Genomic DNA, 16,811 nt, shown 5'->3' on the forward strand with positions numbered 1-16,811 from the left:
AGGTAAAGGCAAATCGGTCGGCTTTCAGAACTGACTTCTGCCTTTTATTGCTGGACAGGACTGGTGCCGCTTACCGGATTCGAACTGGTGACCTTTTCATTACGAATGAACTGCTCTACCAACTGAGCTAAAGCGGCGTACCTCTCCCATTACGTGTCACGATACCTACTTCGACTACTGGCCGTCAACTTACATGAACGTAAAAATGAGGGCTCTGTCGCCTTTATTCGTGGTAAGCAAAATGCAAAATTTGCACATTGCTGCACGGGACCATTTTTGCAAATCCGAATGAGCTGCTCTCAAGCTCCAAGAACCTGTAACGAGGGCTATAAAACGCAGTAGAGTTTAAACGATTGGACAGGGATATAACTTACCTTGAAGCCTTCAACGAAGGGCTACCAGCTGAAAGCGTAAGGAATTTGCGGAGTCAGTCAGTGACCTATTTCAAGTCAGGTCAACTGATGGTAGCTAGGATGAGGTATGCGTGCGCGCTGCGACTGCCTCTTGCATCTTGTTCAAAGTCACTGCGCACCAACCTTCATAGGAGCCAACTAAATCTTTAGTTATCAGTAGTTTAATAATCAAGAACACCACCCCATTAAATTATAGGATCCGTTAACGCACGATCAGGATGTGTATAACTATAGTAGTCCACATACCTTTCACTGCCGCCAGTCAAACTTAATACGATTCGATTAAGCATAGTCCTTAGTATGCAGGTAACTCTAATAAAATTGTCAATTTCCGAAGCAGGGATCTCATTACCATGCGCCGCATCATTTCGTCTTTGCCAGGCAGAAACTTCCAGATCTCCAAGTTTTAAACCTAACCCCTCATAAAACCTCTTAGCCTTTACTGCCTGTGACGCAGAGTTACAGTTACTTAATACCTTGAGATAAATCTCCTCAACTGAATGCTCGAAGCCTTGTTTTTTTATATATTTCTGCAAAGTTTCCCGGTGCCTTTTGAACTCCAGCTTTGAAATAATCAGGCCATCAATTTTTTTCGAATTGTTTTTTAGATAGCTTTTTTGTAAACCTTCAATCATAGCTCCGTAATATGCTGGGCGCATAAAATACGGGGCCGTATCGGCATACCATAACCGCCAAGGCAATGAATCTAAGCCATAACTTCCCATATTTTTGTATATACCACTTGCAACTCTAGAAACCTTATCTGGGTCAATATACTTATCATCTTCATGCCGTGTAATAGTTAAAGGTGCAGGTGGCATTTTAGTGATATTCCAAGCACGGCCGTTGATCATTTCAGGAGTAACCGCGACAAATTCACAAAGCTCTCCAGCTGCCGAATAATTAGTATGGCCACAATAAATCAATGGCAAACCAATAGCATAGGATAAGCTATGACGTATTTTTTCACGTGTCGAAGCATCTGGCAGGCCGGTATAAACTAAATATCCACGGCGCTCCTTATTTCCCTCATCTCCTTCATCCTCGATAGCAGTCAAAATGCAGGTATACTCACCGACATCCAGCTTTAAACTTGAGCACAAAGCTCTTTCGCGCAAACTTTTTATAGGAAACTGATATAGTTCATCCCCATCAAAAGTGCGCATTCCACGGGTGGTAATGTTGTCGTCAAACCCTGTTGGCCACTCAAATTCTGTAGGTAGATTATCTAGATATTCAACAATATACGCGGGTTGATACTCGTTTGAAGCTTGAAATTTCACTTCCGCAACTTCATATTCGACGATTGAATGATTTTCTTCATACCCCCACGATGTTTTGCTATCACCCATAAGGACACCACCCAATTCACCAGCGCCGAGAGGACTGCTAAACAGGATCCGATCACAACTTTTTCTTGGATCACCAAGAGTACGCAATTGTTCTGGAATATGTACACTCGGCTTAGCAAAAACCCTGAGCATTATCCTGTGACTATCGTCCCTTGCAACGACCACGTTACTAATATCAGCCATCAATAAAGAGTGTGACTTAAGCGTAATCGGGCCACTAAAGCTTGGCAATTCTAAGGAGTTCCAACCCCATAAATTCATGCGTATATACTCATTTTTCAGGACATGGAGGCGTACATAAAGCAAACTCTGTTCCTGCATAGAGAGTTCAAGCTTAATATTGGCCGTTGAAAATCATCAAAGAAGTCCAAGGGTAGCTAAATACGCTCCAACCTCTTTCATTCCCCTATCCGCTACAGAGATCAGAGCGTCACGTTCTTTTCTCTCTGTAGGGAGAGGCCCAGCTTGAGGAACCCATCTCCTAACATCTACATGTGGAAGCCTCTTTGCGGCTAAAATCATTGCCATGAGGTCATCTCGCGCCGCTCTGTCGCTCATAACAGAAGCGAGATCCTGTCCTTTAGAGCCATAAGTGGTCGCGTCGACCATTCTCGCTGCGTGGAATGAAGCTCGGCGGATAATGCATGGAACGCACTTTCCGCACTGCACGTGCGTTCGTTTCCACTTACCACATGAGACTGTATCTGAGACTAACTTTCCAAGAGTAGCTTGATCCAAACATTCAAGCAGCATCTCACCTTTAGTCTTTAGCGAGTACGGATTAGCGATTTTTACTGGAAGACCAACCATATCTAGAATCTGCTGAAACAACCCCAGATAGTAAGGATGGGTGGTTCGTGTGCTCAGTGCTCCGATACGCCTTCGAGTCATTGGAGGGTTCAACGCGATCAGCCCGTTCTCTGGAACGAACAGCTCCACAGGGGGGCCTGCGACGCGGAGTTGAGCAAGTGTCGATGCCACAAGCGTGCCGTATGCGAGAAAGTTAAAACTACGCGTACGCATTTGCACATCGGTCTGGGTCCCCAGCCAAGAAATCGGATTCGCTACGGCGGCAAATCTAGAGACATTGATAGGAAGCTGGCCACGAATCGCGATCTGCTTTTCTGAGTCACCTCTATAGGAATGACTGATCAGCAGAGGGCGCCGTCCACTGGCTAACAGGTCTAGCGCACCGATCCCGCTGTCCATGCCGCCAGAGAAAAGGCTTACACAGTCATGGCCTGCCATAACCGTTATATGACCGCGTTTCTGCGACGGTAGCTGACGGGGTCCATCTGGCAACAGCGTAATATCCCAAGTGTCCCCACTCAGAAAATGCAGCGTCCTCTGGAGTAGCGGGATGGCAGGCTTCCAAAGATCTGGATCGGCAATGGGAATCGACAAGCGTAGATCCCGAGCCCACCCATCGTCGGCTTCCGCCTTATCAACGAACGTGTCTGCGGCGGTGATAGCCATCGCGATGGTCAACAAATCGAACCCAACTCTACTGACCGGCGCCCCCAGTCGCCGTACTTCAGCCCTGACCGGCCCCCCTATAGAACAAGTACCACGAGCTGGAGGCCGGGTGCCGTACATCAGTACAGGAATAACATTCTTCGACGGTGGTGGTAGCAAATGGGGTTCATGCTGAAAAATAAGATTAGTCACTGTTCGTAGCTCTCCCATTCACTCCACACTTCCTTGATAGCGAGTAGCTGAACCTGCTCAACTCTGGCGGAGGTGAACGACTTCAGGCTGCCACTCAACAGTGGGCGCATATGTTTATCTGTAACTGACTCAACCAGCGAGTGCAGGTCCTTCTCCGCTTGTTCCACTTGACCAGCCGACTTGGCTTTAGCAAAGGCATCATTCGAATCCAGAACAACCTGACCGAACACACAGTTCGTCACGTAGATCAGCATCATTTGCACAAGCATCTCGTCCGTGATTCTCGAAAAATCAAATTCGTCGTAACCTTGAAGGCACTCAGAAAGTGCCTCGTTCATTGCTACGCGTACACGATCAGAATCGCCGTCCTCGATTGCCAGAGCCTGCACGATAATGCTAATTGCAAGATCAGTGTCTTGTCCGTTCAGAGATGCCAAATCAAGGCCCGGAATCGACTGCCCTTCACGGATCGCCGCCATTGCTCCGAATAGCGCTCCGCCCGCCCCTGCCATTGACCCAAATCTGGCGGAACCGACAACGCTGCCACCGGTTGCAGCACCTGCATAGCTGCTCACTGCTGAACGAAGGTAATCACCATCACCACTGGCGACGAATTTTCCTAGGCTCGTGCGGAAGTCCTTGAATCGCTGTGGTGGGACCGGGGGTATTGGAGGTAGTCCGTTTGTGTCTACCCAGCCAGGAACATAAGGCGAATTCCCCCCAGGCCCTTTACTTGAAGTCGATGTGCCCATGTTACTTGGACTCTTTTTGTTTAAACCAGGTCGCGCCCTTTACCTTGGCGCTTAGCCATGGTTTGAGTTTTCCTGGCATAACCGTATGAATGAATTCAGATAAAAGGCCTCCCGCATCCGCTGAGTTCTCTGCGAGCAATTGTGCGCCCTCAAAACCTGGTGCCCTCAAGGACCAATCAGAATGGGAGCGCATCGACTCAATAAGCTGGGCCATAACAAGACTGCGCTCCGGCGCGGGTATAGATTTAACGGCCGAGGTTGCCACTGGAGACGAAGTATTGGTTGCTCGTTTCAAAACGCCAAGGGCATTTGCGGCGTCCGCCGACAAGCCTGCGCGCAAGACCCTCAGTGGAGTCGTTTCACGGCTCAAGTAGACGATTGGACGAAGATCTTTCGACGTTAGGGGAGGTTCCAGAGTCAGCCACTCCCGCAACAGCTCGCTCTTTTCTCTCCATACGTCAGGACAGGCTGCCTTGAATTTTTCAGGATCTTCAAGAAGAGTTTCCAACAAAGCCAGAGTCTCAGGCTTCCCGCCCGCTGCGGTATTTATAATGGAGTAAAGGTGAGCAATCGCTTTTTCCTCCATGCACCTCTCAAACAAAGCAACTTTTGCGATCAATGCTTCGTTGACAGGCATTTTTCTGACTTTCGCAACACGAGAACGCATACGAATCACGTTGAGCATGCGTTTTACGATTCGAGGGTTTCCCGAAATTGAAGTCGAGTTGGCGAGCATAGAAGCTATTCGATCTGCAATTGGAAACGCCTCTGCAACGTCTTTAGGAACATCAGAGCCGAGGAGGCTTAGGGCTTTTTCCGTGCTGATCGGTTCGTCTTTCCAAGCCTCACGAAGGTTCGCCTCAAGCCCCGCTCTCAGCCTTTCAAGGCTTTCGGAGTTGGTTTGACCACCGGCAGACGCAAAGAGCAGAAAAAGGTAAGCTCGCACCTCCTGAACGCCGAGTTTGGGTACTCGAACCGGTACTTGAATTAGCTTGTCGAGATAGTCAGTAACATGTCTATCACCAGGATCTTTGAAGTGCTGACTTACAGAATGCCGAACCATGTCCTCGTCAGCAGCGACCACAAAAGCGGTGTGCCCCATGAAGAGAAATAGCCGAAGCGCCTCCAAGGTGTGAATGGTTTGGGCGGGCAAGCACCGATCCAAGTTATCGACGAATACCACCAAAGTCTTGTCGAGTCCTTCGAGCACATCCGCAAACTCTGCCCTAAAAGCGGCGATCTGCTTGGGCGGCGTATTTTGCTTTTCGTCCTCTAGAAGACCGGAAAAGTGCTCTTTGGCCTTCGCCCCTCCCTCCTTCAATGCCGTTACAGAATCACTATCAACGTCGCCTGAAACAAGCTTACCAAGAGCTTCCATACCTTTCATGCCGACCCCAAAAGCGGGCACACCTGCCGCAAGCGCCCCGCCTTCCACCATGAGGCCCAGCAACCGCATTTTCCTTACTCGGGAAAAAAGCTTTCCAGCCTTCTCGAATAACGACTCAGATGACCGAGTAGCATCCATCAACGTGGACGCGATCACTTCCATAAGCGCCGCACGTGAATCATCAAATCCTTGATACAACCAAGCATCGAATCGAACGATGACGAACTCAGGATGTTCCTCGTCAGGGTTAAGTCCATCTTCGATCAAGTTCAATAGCGTCGACTTTCCGGTGCCCCATGACCCAAATACACCAACCGTCACCGGCCTCATGTTGGGATCACGGATCACATCGATGACGAGATCTGCGACCTCAGAGTAGTTTAGGAAATCTTGTTTTGTATCGACGTCAGCCCACATATAGGCCTCCCTGCCAGCGGTCATACGAGGAAAATCGCTATGGGCACCCCTCCAGTTGTCGGCGTATCCCCACGTGGTGAAGACGCTATCATTCGCCAAAAACCGGGGCAACGCCATTGCTTTGGCATCATATGTCAACAGAGGGGGTCCAGAGATACCACGCCCCTTAACCAGACAATTCGGAATAGACCCAAAGATCTAGCCTTGGGTACGCCAAGTCTTCATCTGCGAACGGTTAATCCGCTAATCGTGTTGATTGCGCCGCTCGCCAAGCGGCGCAATCAGATGATTGTTCTGCGTGGTTTCTGAATTTAAGCTGTCTTTTTCCTTCGGCCTTCCAAGTCATCTCGCCAATGCTTGAGCGATTCAATGTCGGCTTTCAGTTCGGGCTCTTCTGGAGCTTGTACCGGCATCTCATCAGACTGGCTGTGCTCAAAGCAGCTGTATTTGGTCATCAACTCGTCAATTTTTTGAAGATCTTCACGGGTGATCCCGAGAAGGGCAGGCAGACGACCATCTGTGGAAATGCCGCGCCGATGGCGTACGACGATTTTAAATAGAAGGTCATCTTCAACCGACCTTTCGATTAATTTCCTGAAATCGCTACAGATACCTTGAGCTAACGCATAGTAAGCAGCTGCACCTGAATCTTCGCCCGCTTTCTTGGCGTCCCTGACGCGAGTCAGCAGGATGTTGTTTGCGGTCTTCGTCGAGCTATTCCACACAGCTTGATCAGCAGGGTGTCCTGATGCTCCACCAAAGGACTCGATGCACATTTGCTGGAAGTTATCCTTCTTCCAAGAATCACCAACTTTCTTGGCAACGTCATCCATCGCTCCGTAAAGCGAAAGCCTGTGCGTAAAAATAAGGACCTGCCGTTCTTTAGCCAATTCAGCTAAGCGGCATGCGACTTTCCATTCAAAATCATGATCTAGCGACGAGATTGGGTCATCGAAAATGAAAGGGGCGACACCTGGTTTGTCGGTAACGTCCGCCAGGAAAGCTGCAAGGGATATGATCCTACGCTCACCTTCGCTCAACACTTTGTCAGGCGAGTGATCACCATTTTTGAGAGCTTTGAGTTTGAGCTGATGAAGCACTCTACCCCGAGTGGTTCTGGTCTTTATCAACTCAACCTGAATTCGGGTGGCACCTAGGGCACGCAGCTCATCATTGAAGCGCTTGACGTACAACTCGGTAACCACGCTTTCGGAGATTTCGGTTGCCTTGTTAGAGATACGACGAGAGCTTGCACTAGTCTTCAGCTTGTCGAGCAGCTTGTGGTCCTTGAGCCTCTGTTGTTCCTTCCTGACTGCTTCACTTTGCTGCGAAACCCATTGGCTAGCTTCCAATGCCGTTTTATCAGCGACAGCTTTCGGCCTGTCGAACTGAAGCGCATCTTGATCGAATTGGTCTGCTTCCAAAGTCAGCTGCTGCGCGAATTGTTCAAGTACAAGGAGATTCGCGGCTACATCGGGGACCGTACCCGCCAAGCCTGACTGCTCGTGATCCAGTAGGGCTTTCCTAGATTCTCCGACACCTCTCCAAAAGCCCCACACTGCTGCCATCCACTCAGGCGTGGTCAAAGCTGCCGCAGTGCACTGAGTCTGTACCTCGGCCTCCGTCGGGCTGTTAGGAAGCGTACGGAGAGTTTCGCTGTACGTTTGCTCGGCAGACTTTGCATCTGTTTCCAGGCGGCTTTGTACAAACAGCTCGAAATCGTTGAGTCGATCTTGGGCTTCAGCCGATAGTTCTTGATGGCAGAGGACGCAGCGCCCGTCCACGGTCACTGGATAATGCTGCTCCGGATACGGCGTTTGGGAATATGCGCGAGCCGCCTCCCACATTGCTTTCCATGTCGGCGTACCGACGCCTTCTAGAATCGCTGATTTTGCCTGCGCGCCTTCGATCGCAATACGTCGTTTGTCACGGGCGTTTGATCGTTGAGTGCGGATAGTTTGGATCTGCTCAGCGCCGAACGCCGCCACGGCTATCTTGATGCCTTTGACGATATTGTTTACTTGGACGCAGGTGTCGCGCTTCTGTTTCGCAAGCGATGAGGGATCACTGGTCTTCAGTCGTTCATTGAGCGCTTCTAAGCTACCTGCGTTATCTGGAGTCCAGCGTAAAAGATTATCGACAGCAGATGGTGCCAGCGTGCCAAGGCCTTGATAGCTCCTACCGACGCTCGTGTCTTTGAGGGTAGCGGGGATAGCCGGGAGCTGGCTCACAAGCTGATCTTGTTCAGCCTGCAAGGCGTCCCTAACCGAATCAGTCGCATTGGCCAGCTTCTCAAACAACCCCATGATGGGCGGGCTGTACGTGGCCGCGCTTTCGCTTTTCAGGTAATGGAGCGCCTCTTCACTATCGAAGATGTCTATCTCCCGCAATTGTTCAATCGCGGGGTGGGTGATATGCCATTCAACGCTTTCCGATGACTGATCCAGTTCAAAGCTGAGGGTGCATTTGCTGGAAGCTGGAGCCGCTTGGAAAACGTTTGGTTTCAGATCACTGGCGCGAGCTTTGCCTGTCGCTTTTTTCAGAATCCTCGTGTAACAGGACTTGCCGGAGCCATTGTGCCCGTAGATAACCGTTAAATTGCCGGTGCCAAAGTCTAAAGGCGCCCTGGGACCAAGGCTCTCAATCCCTGTGACGTCTGCAATGCTTCGCAATCGGAGCACAGAGCCAGCTGGAGCGTGCGTTAGCTCATCGAATGTTCGATGTTTCGAAACGGCCTGCCCTGACGGCGTTTTTAACAGTGCGGCAATCTGGGAAATATCATCCTGGGTGAGATCACCATTTTTAAGCAGCCGATCAGCAGCCTCCTGAAGCCAGTCCGGCTGCTCAAGTAGCCAGATGCGTACCTGTCCCTGCGCGTCCATAAGATTCCCTTCTGATTATAAGTAAGGAGACGCTAGCAGAGTGCCATTATCTAAGCAATTTAGCGCGCGCTTTTAAAATTGCAGTCTTCGCGCTGCGTCCATGATGTGCGGCTGGCTTACGCAGTTGCTGCCGCACAGGTGGGCGTTCGTTTAACTACGCAAGGCGTGTTCACCAGACGCTTACCAGTGAAGCACATCACTTGGAAAAACTCAGCGTGACCGTATCCATGCCATGTTTAATGGCCAAAACATAGTCAGCCGTTCGCATAGGGGCTATGCTAATCGCACCCGCAACATGCAAATACCGCCCCCTAGGAGAATACTCTTTTAATAATTTTCGATTGCGGCGTTCAGCTCTGACCAAACCTCTACGAACTCGTCCTCGTAGGTGGCCCCGAAAGCTTCACGCGAGGATGTGAGGCAGGCAATTGCATCTAATCGCTCTTGAAATTCGACAATGGGAATTACGACTTCGTCTGGGATGTGATCCACATGTAATCGAGCGCCGCTGTTTTTTTGCTTTTTCGATGACGAACGATATCGAGACCAGGTTTCAGCTATCTCTAATATTTCCATATCCCTGATCAAGCTTCCAAGCTCGTCGGGCGGGAGTGAAAGACTGAGCATACTAGCAAGCTCAATCACGTGATCGTAGAGTTCAGTTAGGTCGTGACTGGTACGCATATCCCGTAGTAATTCGTCACTCGGCTTACTGACAGATCGACCTAACTGATTACGAAGCTCTGAAATGCTGGTTAACCAACCCAATAACTCTTTCAGTAGGAGTTCAATGGAATGGCGCTGAAGGTAGAAACCGGGCAGCCCAACTTCATCCAAGCTTCCCGTTACCCGACCTCGTTCGATCAATACCGACGCAGAATATAGGTAAGACTCGAAATAGCTGGGGTGGCGCCCAAGGCCCCCTAATCGAGCCACACCTGCCTCAAGGTCACTCTTAACTATTGCAGGAGGTTTGCCTCCAATCATCACAGATTGGTTACCTGTATTTAAATGAAAAGGCTTATCAAATTTCACTGTTTCATCTCTCAGAAAATGCGTTCACGGCAGTGTTCAGAAATCGTCGCTAGTCATAGATCCCTTGCATTGCTATGAATTCGGTTTCCGGAAGGACACATACACCGAATGTGGAGTGGTCTTAACCTTTACAGCATCGACTTTGTGGACATCTATAGAATTCATTTCGAGGCGAAGCGCCGGCCTTCGCTCAGTTGCTTCATGCTGTGGAATCAGGAAGCTATGAATATCTGACGACGAAGCGTTCGCAGACCTTTCATCATTACCTTCCGGTGCTGCCCGTAATGAAATCTGGTACCAGTCGTATTCACTGCCAGATTCGTAGTCATATTCTTTGATGGATGCGCAGAGTTCCGTACCCTCGGGTTTGTCCAACGGCTCCACCCACGAAGCTTTATGAAAGAGCACAACATTCACGCCGCTACCGTTTTGTACGGATGGAAAAAGAATCCCATCCAACTGTGGTTCAGTAAAGCCCGACAGGTAATCGGCGACAGCCTGTGTGGTCAGATATTCTCTATCTTGAGCACCGGGCATCACGGGAACGGTAAGTCGTTTCGTTAGGGTACGTAAAAATCCCATGCGCACTCTTTCCTCGGCGGAGATCGGATCAAATACACTACGCGTGAATACAACAGTCTCCAGTGCACGTAGGTCCAGGAGACTCAGTGGACGGACAATCGAAAACTTCGCCACAACGACGTTACTGCCCACAACCGGCCGGACTTCAGATAACGCAGCTTGAGGTTGTTCGGCACCATAGAAGACAGATATCCCTGACGCATTCATGCGCCCTGCACGGGCAAACTTCCCTGGAGGGGGACCAAGCTCTCTGACCGGATCCGAAAGTGCAGCTTGCAGCCCCTCCTCGCTTTGAAATTCCCTTGCTCTAAATAATGCAGGAAGGAATGTGTCAGGCCCCACAGTCACCACTGCCAGGCCATGGCTCCTGGACCGCACATCATGAAGGTCTGCAAAAACTGACTTCAGCACCTCTAAGACCTCTCGGTTGAAGAACCGCGACTCATTCTTCAAAGCATCTTCAAGACGTTCCCACTTTTGATTCCAAAAGCCGAGCGAGAGCGAATTCAACTCGTAGTAGGTGGTTGGTGAAAAATCAGATTCTCCTTCATCTGGATCTCCCGGCCCTCGGCAATCGAACCGATCAGCAAGAACTTCGACGATGTCCGAAGCTACATCCATTTCAACAACAAGCAACTCGCAGAGCAGATCATGAATTGGCTCACCATCGCGCTCCCAGTCATAGTCCGACTCCCGATCACGGAGCATCGCGTATTGATAGTCATCGGGTTCGTCTGAGGTACGAGAATAGTGTTCGGAAAACGTTTTTTCGACGCGATTGGCTAAATCGAAAATCGTGATACAGACAGCCTCTTGATCGCTGCAATATGAGCATGGCCCTGATCGACCATCTCTGAAAATCACAGGTGAGAGGTAGGCTTCACCGACACATCCATGGCAAATCAACTTTTCAGACAGCTCGCCTTGGTCAGCACATTCAGGATCCATATTTCCCTCACAGATTGATTCTTTTCAATAGTTTGTACCCCAACAGAGGGCAAAAAATCTGGTGTAGATTGATCAATATCTAGCCTAAGTGAATAGCCCCTAATTTCGTAGCCACTCAAAGAACGCTTTTGGCCGTTCACTGCCGGTTATGGTTGCTAGAGGGGGAATCCGTTGCAAATGGTTGGTTAGGTCAATTGCAAATGAGTCTTCAAATCAGTGCTAATACCCAGGTGCCAGCGGGTCTAGGAAGTGACTTCAACTAGCAGCGTGTTCAGCTAGTCTTCCCATACCAGTTACTCAAGGACGATCCCCATGCCAGATAACTCTGAAGCCAACGTAGCCACAGCGGACGCTCTCACACTCCTACTGCACAACCAGCACGCCCTAGCAGCGGCCCTTGAAGAAGTGGCCAAATGGATCTCAGAGAATGGAGTGGAAAGTGTCGCCTCTAACGCAATGGGGGCCATGGAAACGCTGGACAGCAATGCACGAGCCATCACCGATGCGATTATGCGCCTACGCCATTTATAGGCCTCATCTCACGCCCGCTGCGCCCTTGCACAGGTACCGAAATGATTCTGCTGAATCAACCTGTAATCTTTCACCCGATTCGCTGGATCTGATCGTTTGAGATGTGGAGAGTACCGATGCGAATTGACCAGCCTTATTCCCCACCGGAGAGTAGCGCTAAGAACACATTCCGGTGCTGGAAACTATCTTGCCATGACTAGCTGTTAGAATTGCGCTGGTTTAGTAATCAGGCCCTTGAGAAGCAGCATGAACGAAGAATGGACCGAAGAAGAGATGCGCCAAGCTTTGTTTGGCAACGCTGAAATATCTGCGCCGGTGAGCACCGCGCTCCTAGAAGAAATCCAGCCGGACGTCGCTGCCGTGTCCGTCTCAAAAGTGGCGAAAAAGAAGGTCCCCAAAACCTTTACCCCGCGGCTTCTGGTGACTCTCCGTGTGAGCAATGAGTTTGAAGGAAGGACGCTCGAGATCGTCCATGAAGCCGATACTCTGAGTACGCTGCTGGCAGAGCAGGAAGCCACCAAAACAGCCAGGAAAAAATTCCGGTATGTAGAAGTGGTATCGGTCAAGTCGATGTAAACCATGTTTCCCAGCAGGCGCCAAGCCAGGCTGCTGTTGGCCGACTCCCGCCCATCGTCACCGGCAGAGGTCGGCCAAGGTGTCCCTCGAGCTATGCCAGCATATGAAACATGTCCATGGACATCCGACCTGAGAGATCACGTATCTCTCCGTCGTCAGCAACCAAACAACCTACAGTGCCAGCGAATGACTCTTGGTCATGCGCTGGGATGTCCAGGCTGCAAATGATTCTGTAGCGGAACAGCCAGCCGCAGGCGACGCGACCGCACAGTTCTACCGTTTGATGATAGCCATCAACGGACAGGGGCCGGGCACCGTGGGCCTGCGCAAGGTTATATGCTGTACTGCCGGTAGATTCGCGTTGGGAAGATTCGTTGTTCATACGCGCTAGAAATGGCTGGAATAGCAGTCGATTATCTACTCGTTTGGTTTGAATGTCTGGGCATCCGCTCTGGGTCCACTACGGCCCTCGCAACAGGCAGAGATCTGCCAATTGCAGCCCTTCACGACAAGCAGTTATCGGCCATAAGCGGACTAACAGAAGTGTCTCCGAAACACGGGAGATTGACACCGCTAGTAACCAGAAACGTCGATTGTTGGCGCCACAAAAAAAATCGGGGCTAGCATAGGCTTAGTTATTTTCATTCGTTAGGCAATCTGGACTGCTTCTGGAGGAGGACAAAACGGCGCCAACGATGCTTTCCCTGTCACCTTGTGTTCAAAGTGGTTGGACATAGCCTCTGCAAAAATTTTGACTACGACTTGCGGGTCAAAACCTGCCTGGTGCTGGAAAAGCACGGCATCATGCATCGGCACTTTTAGTTCGATTCGTGGATCGCCGCTCATCGTGATTAAAGCCTTTTTAAAAATAAGTGATGCGGTACCTTGGACTTGCTGACTGATTGAAGACCTCTTCTCCTTTTCACTTAGAGTTCCCGTTCGCTCTCGCTTAATGTGGTTGCCAAGAGCGGTTCCGATTTTGCCGTCTGTTTCAAACTGAGTATAAACTTTGGATTTCCAACCCTCAAATTCAGAGAACTGTTTAAAAAAAACTTTTGCATGTTGTCTGTCTGCGCCGTACCCGTAAGCCGCATCAATTAAATCACGATGCCTCATTCCATACGCGTAAGATAGGAATAGTCGCTTCGCCTCTTTTCGCTTTGTTACATCCCGAAAAATAGATTCCGCCGCTATTTCATAGAGATCACCTTCTGCATAAAGTTTCGTAAGTAATGAATCGCCGGATAGCGCGGCCATTATTCCAGCCTCATACTGATCGTAATCGACGTAGGAGAAGAGTTTTCCTTCATCTGGGATCAGTATGTTTCGGTGCTGCTTAGCAAGATTTTGCAATGATGGGTCTTTGAAGTAAATGCGCGAGGTAATCGAACCGAACGAGTCTACTATCGGGAAGATTTTTTTCTGGCTGAGCGGTATTGCCGCCAATACCATCCTAGATTTATGAATTTTTCTTAGATTTAGTAAGTCGTCAGCATATTCGTCCTGCATTGGGACGAAATTGAGTACGTAATCTACATTTACGCCAGAAAAATCAAAGCCGCGAGGCTCTAAATATTCCACGACATCTTCATCCGACGGAACCTCTAGAGGAACACTGTATTTGGACGAAAAGTGCTTTAGGGCCATGTAAAAATCGAATTCTATTTTATCCTTGTGGCCTCTGAGCAGTTCCGTGCTTATATTTATTCCAGCCGCAGCAGAACTTATCAGGTAGCGCGCGACAGGCTGTTCTACTTGGACTAGTCTATCCCATTCCTGCTCGTGTTTTGCTTCAGCTTCAACTTGGTTAGAATACGATACGAGAGCATCGGCAAACATGGAAAGAGTTTCTTCGCAGATTTCTTCTTTTCTGTTAAATATCGCGAGATACTTTTGTATGGTCTCTTTGGGTATAAGGCCTTGAAGCGAATTGGTGATGTCTATCTTTTCTTTTTTCTCTCTCTCAGATCTCTTTCCAGAGATGGAAATCCTTAGCTCTTCGACGTCTGTAATTAGTTTTGGAAGCCTCCCAGTTAGCCTGAAAAGTATTGGGGCTATAAGCCAGTAATCATGGCAAACCAGCTCTTCTGTTTGGGAGGATATATCTTCAGCAGATGCCTCTTTCAGAACTTTTTCAGACCAAATAAAAAATCTGTCTTTTCCTTGATCCGTGTAATCCCTAATGAAAATTATAGCCTTCTTAGTCATATGGGCTTATCTCTTCGTATAGTTCCATTGGGCTTCTTGATTCGCGCTCTGTAAGAGGCCGTCCGTCTTTGAAATGAGATCTTGCTCGCGTTGCAGTACCTTTTATCTTTGTTTTCAACTCTGATATTAAAGGCCGTAAGTCTTCCCTGCCAAATTCGCTAGTGGCAAGTAAAAAATTTCTTTGGTGGTAAAAAGGCCATGTACTTTTGAATTGCGGTATGACTGGAATTAATGCAGCACTTTCATCAACGCAGCGGAGGTATATGAAGATCGCGGATGCCTCTGCTTGAAGAACGTCCGCCTGTATTTTGGCGGATGCATACTGAAGAATTCTTTCACTTTTGTAGCGGTTCTTTGCAAGCAACAACCAAAGATGAAAATTTTGCCAGGAATGAATGGATTTCTCATCATCCATCAAATATTGAGTGATTTTTCCGTGGTCATCTTCTGTTAAGTTTAGGGCTGAAAGAAGGCGGCAGTACTGGTCTGTAGAGGCAGCGTGATCTTCTAAAGTTTCTATTATTAGAATTTTAAGATCGTCTGAAATCTCTGTATGGATATCAAAGATCTTCGCTTCACTTAGTTGAATTAGACGGTTCACTGCAAATCGAAACTGTCGTGACTGAGTTTGTTTGTTGTCTATGCAGTCTTTAAGTAACTGATATATGTACTTTGCTGATCGGGCTATAACTCTCCTACTCCTGGAGCGCCACATGCTGTCGATTGTAAGTGTCCTATCGTCGGTAGTCGGGAAATTTTCGGCGATTTCGGAGTCTGGAGTATCCTTTGTAAGGATCGCGGTTTTTCCTGAGTTAATATTCATTCCGAGTTTCCGGAGCTGATTTATTAAATCTGTAAGCGCTTTTTTGGCTGTTCGCGGTGAAGAGCAAATGATCCTGATGTCGTCCACATACCGATAGTAGTCGTATCCCAATGCAACCATGTTCTGGTCAACTGAGTTGAGTACTACGTTGGCAATGAAGGAAGAAGCATCTCTATTTTGAGGGAGGCCATGTCTCTCGTTGTATCCCCATCTTGCCAGAAGCGTACATAGCGTATGTATCGCATTTCGAATTAAAGTCTTCTCAGGTCCTGATGCGCTCACTTGTTCAAGCATTGTTTCAAACGATGTACTTATGGCCGATAGGGAAATATTTTCAAAATAGTTAATTAGATCGGTGACTAGCAGCGATTGGTCATTAGAAAGTGCTGTTTTCGTTACGCCCTCGAAGGTTTTCCATAAGTCGATTCGGCTTTTGAATATGTATTTCTCGGACAGTCGCTTTTTGTTATATCGATGACCTAGCACCCGATGAGATAATAGCGGATCATAAAATGGCATCAAATAAGAGCAAATAGCTTGATATATGAAGCGATCATAGAAGTCCGTTTCTAATGAATAACGAATCCCTAGACCTTTCTTTGGGATGTCGTACGCCTGTCTTTCACATCCTAAGTAACGTCCATTTTCTTCAAGCAATAGAGATTTTAACGTGTCGTGCAGTTGTAACTTATTAGAAAATAAGTCTTGGTGCTGTAGTACGTCAACGAACCAGTCATCGCGCATATCTTGGTTTAAGTGCTGTAATACTGCATCGATATCAATTGGGAATGCTAATAGCTCAAGGGGATCTTTACCATCTAAGGTTATGAGCTTTTTGGAGTTTGATTCTTTTAATAGGATGTTTAGTTTTTTTCGAAAGATATTATCTTTAAGCAGTGCTTTGTTGTTTTGTATCTCTGACAACAATAAGTCTAGCGCAATATGAAGTGAATCGCTTTCACAGGTGACGGTGATTTCGCCACTGTTTTCGGAAGCAATTTCTGTTTCCATTCTTCAATCCTTGATAGTTTAGGTAGCGCAGCCAAATCACCCATCTATATTGCTTTTTTCCATGCCGCGAATTAGACCTTTTGTTGACTCTTGCGACGATGCGTAAAAATGCTGCGAGATAGCGTTTATCCGAATGTCCCGGCGAAGTCTACTTGGTAGCATGTCCGCTGGCGTATTGCCACAGGAATAAAAAGAATCATTGAGGCTAAAATTTTCTGTCGAATCG

The 16,811-nt window shown here is 48.4% G+C and carries 11 protein-coding genes and 1 tRNA gene; 2 read left to right on the forward strand and 10 right to left on the reverse strand.

What is annotated here, in order from left to right; all coding sequences use genetic code 11:
- Positions 1-61 precede the first annotated feature (61 nt).
- From AAEZ06_RS01645 to AAEZ06_RS01680, 8 genes are all read right to left on the reverse strand, one after another.
- Positions 62-137 (reverse strand) — tRNA-Thr (locus tag AAEZ06_RS01645).
- 461 nt (positions 138-598) lie between these two features.
- Positions 599-2,026, reverse strand: coding sequence for a hypothetical protein (locus AAEZ06_RS01650; RefSeq protein WP_350612575.1), 1,428 nt, complete (start codon positions 2,024-2,026; stop codon positions 599-601).
- Between the two features lie 96 nt (positions 2,027-2,122).
- Positions 2,123-3,451 carry a Qat anti-phage system QueC-like protein QatC gene (qatC, locus tag AAEZ06_RS01655; protein ID WP_350612577.1) on the reverse strand — a complete coding sequence of 443 codons (1,329 nt, stop codon included), beginning with the start codon at positions 3,449-3,451 and terminating at the stop codon, positions 2,123-2,125.
- Positions 3,430-4,185, reverse strand: coding sequence for a Qat anti-phage system associated protein QatB (locus AAEZ06_RS01660; protein WP_034136936.1), 756 nt, complete (start codon positions 4,183-4,185; stop codon positions 3,430-3,432). The genes qatC and AAEZ06_RS01660 overlap by 22 nt, the downstream gene beginning before the upstream one ends.
- Position 4,186: 1 nt before the next feature.
- Positions 4,187-5,989 carry a KAP family P-loop NTPase fold protein gene (locus AAEZ06_RS01665; RefSeq protein ID WP_350612579.1) on the reverse strand — a complete coding sequence of 601 codons (1,803 nt, stop codon included), beginning with the start codon at positions 5,987-5,989 and terminating at the stop codon, positions 4,187-4,189.
- A 311-nt stretch (positions 5,990-6,300) separates the two neighbouring features.
- Positions 6,301-8,871, reverse strand: coding sequence for an AAA family ATPase (locus AAEZ06_RS01670; protein WP_350612581.1), 2,571 nt, complete (start codon positions 8,869-8,871; stop codon positions 6,301-6,303).
- 327 nt (positions 8,872-9,198) lie between these two features.
- A complete protein-coding gene (locus AAEZ06_RS01675) occupies positions 9,199-9,906 on the reverse strand; it encodes a hypothetical protein (RefSeq protein ID WP_350612583.1) in 708 nt (235 codons plus the stop codon).
- 72 nt (positions 9,907-9,978) lie between these two features.
- Positions 9,979-11,436, reverse strand: coding sequence for an RES family NAD+ phosphorylase (locus AAEZ06_RS01680; RefSeq protein ID WP_350612585.1), 1,458 nt, complete (start codon positions 11,434-11,436; stop codon positions 9,979-9,981).
- Positions 11,437-11,748: 312 nt separating this feature from the next.
- Here AAEZ06_RS01680 and AAEZ06_RS01685 point away from each other — a divergent pair, with 312 nt between their 5' ends.
- A complete protein-coding gene (locus AAEZ06_RS01685; RefSeq protein WP_350612587.1) occupies positions 11,749-11,967 on the forward strand; it encodes a hypothetical protein in 219 nt (72 codons plus the stop codon).
- Positions 11,968-12,213: 246 nt separating this feature from the next.
- The gene (locus tag AAEZ06_RS01690) at positions 12,214-12,543 is read left to right on the forward strand and encodes a hypothetical protein (RefSeq protein WP_350612589.1); all 330 of its coding nucleotides are present in this window, start codon (positions 12,214-12,216) and stop codon (positions 12,541-12,543) included.
- Between the two features lie 648 nt (positions 12,544-13,191).
- Here AAEZ06_RS01690 and AAEZ06_RS01695 read toward each other — a convergent pair.
- Together AAEZ06_RS01695 and AAEZ06_RS01700 are read right to left on the reverse strand one after the other, a co-directional pair.
- Entirely contained in the window at positions 13,192-14,751 is a 1,560-nt protein-coding gene (locus tag AAEZ06_RS01695) for a DNA polymerase (protein ID WP_350612591.1), read from the reverse strand.
- Complete coding sequence (locus AAEZ06_RS01700; RefSeq protein ID WP_350612593.1) at positions 14,744-16,585, reverse strand: RNA-directed DNA polymerase; 1,842 nt, start codon at positions 16,583-16,585, stop codon at positions 14,744-14,746. The genes AAEZ06_RS01695 and AAEZ06_RS01700 overlap by 8 nt, the downstream gene beginning before the upstream one ends.
- Between the last annotated feature and the right edge of the window lie 226 nt (positions 16,586-16,811).

This window comes from Pseudomonas sp. HY7a-MNA-CIBAN-0227, from assembly GCF_040310325.1.
In the GTDB taxonomy this organism is placed as follows: Bacteria; Pseudomonadota; Gammaproteobacteria; order Pseudomonadales; family Pseudomonadaceae; genus Aquipseudomonas.

Excerpts from the sequence above, each read along its gene's own strand:
- AAEZ06_RS01660 (WP_034136936.1), bottom strand. The coding sequence starts at position 4,185 with ATGGGCACATCGACTTCAAGTAAAGGGCCTGGGGGGAATTCGCCTTAT.
- AAEZ06_RS01670 (WP_350612581.1), bottom strand. The coding sequence starts at position 8,871 with ATGGACGCGCAGGGACAGGTACGCATCTGGCTACTTGAGCAGCCGGAC.
- AAEZ06_RS01680 (WP_350612585.1), bottom strand. The coding sequence starts at position 11,436 with ATGGATCCTGAATGTGCTGACCAAGGCGAGCTGTCTGAAAAGTTGATT.
- qatC (WP_350612577.1), bottom strand. The coding sequence starts at position 3,451 with ATGGGAGAGCTACGAACAGTGACTAATCTTATTTTTCAGCATGAACCC.
- AAEZ06_RS01665 (WP_350612579.1), bottom strand. The coding sequence starts at position 5,989 with ATGTGGGCTGACGTCGATACAAAACAAGATTTCCTAAACTACTCTGAG.
- AAEZ06_RS01690 (WP_350612589.1), top strand. The coding sequence starts at position 12,214 with ATGAACGAAGAATGGACCGAAGAAGAGATGCGCCAAGCTTTGTTTGGC.
- AAEZ06_RS01700 (WP_350612593.1), bottom strand. The coding sequence starts at position 16,585 with ATGGAAACAGAAATTGCTTCCGAAAACAGTGGCGAAATCACCGTCACC.
- AAEZ06_RS01695 (WP_350612591.1), bottom strand. The coding sequence starts at position 14,751 with ATGACTAAGAAGGCTATAATTTTCATTAGGGATTACACGGATCAAGGA.
- AAEZ06_RS01650 (WP_350612575.1), bottom strand. The coding sequence starts at position 2,026 with ATGAATTTATGGGGTTGGAACTCCTTAGAATTGCCAAGCTTTAGTGGC.
- AAEZ06_RS01685 (WP_350612587.1), top strand. The coding sequence starts at position 11,749 with ATGCCAGATAACTCTGAAGCCAACGTAGCCACAGCGGACGCTCTCACA.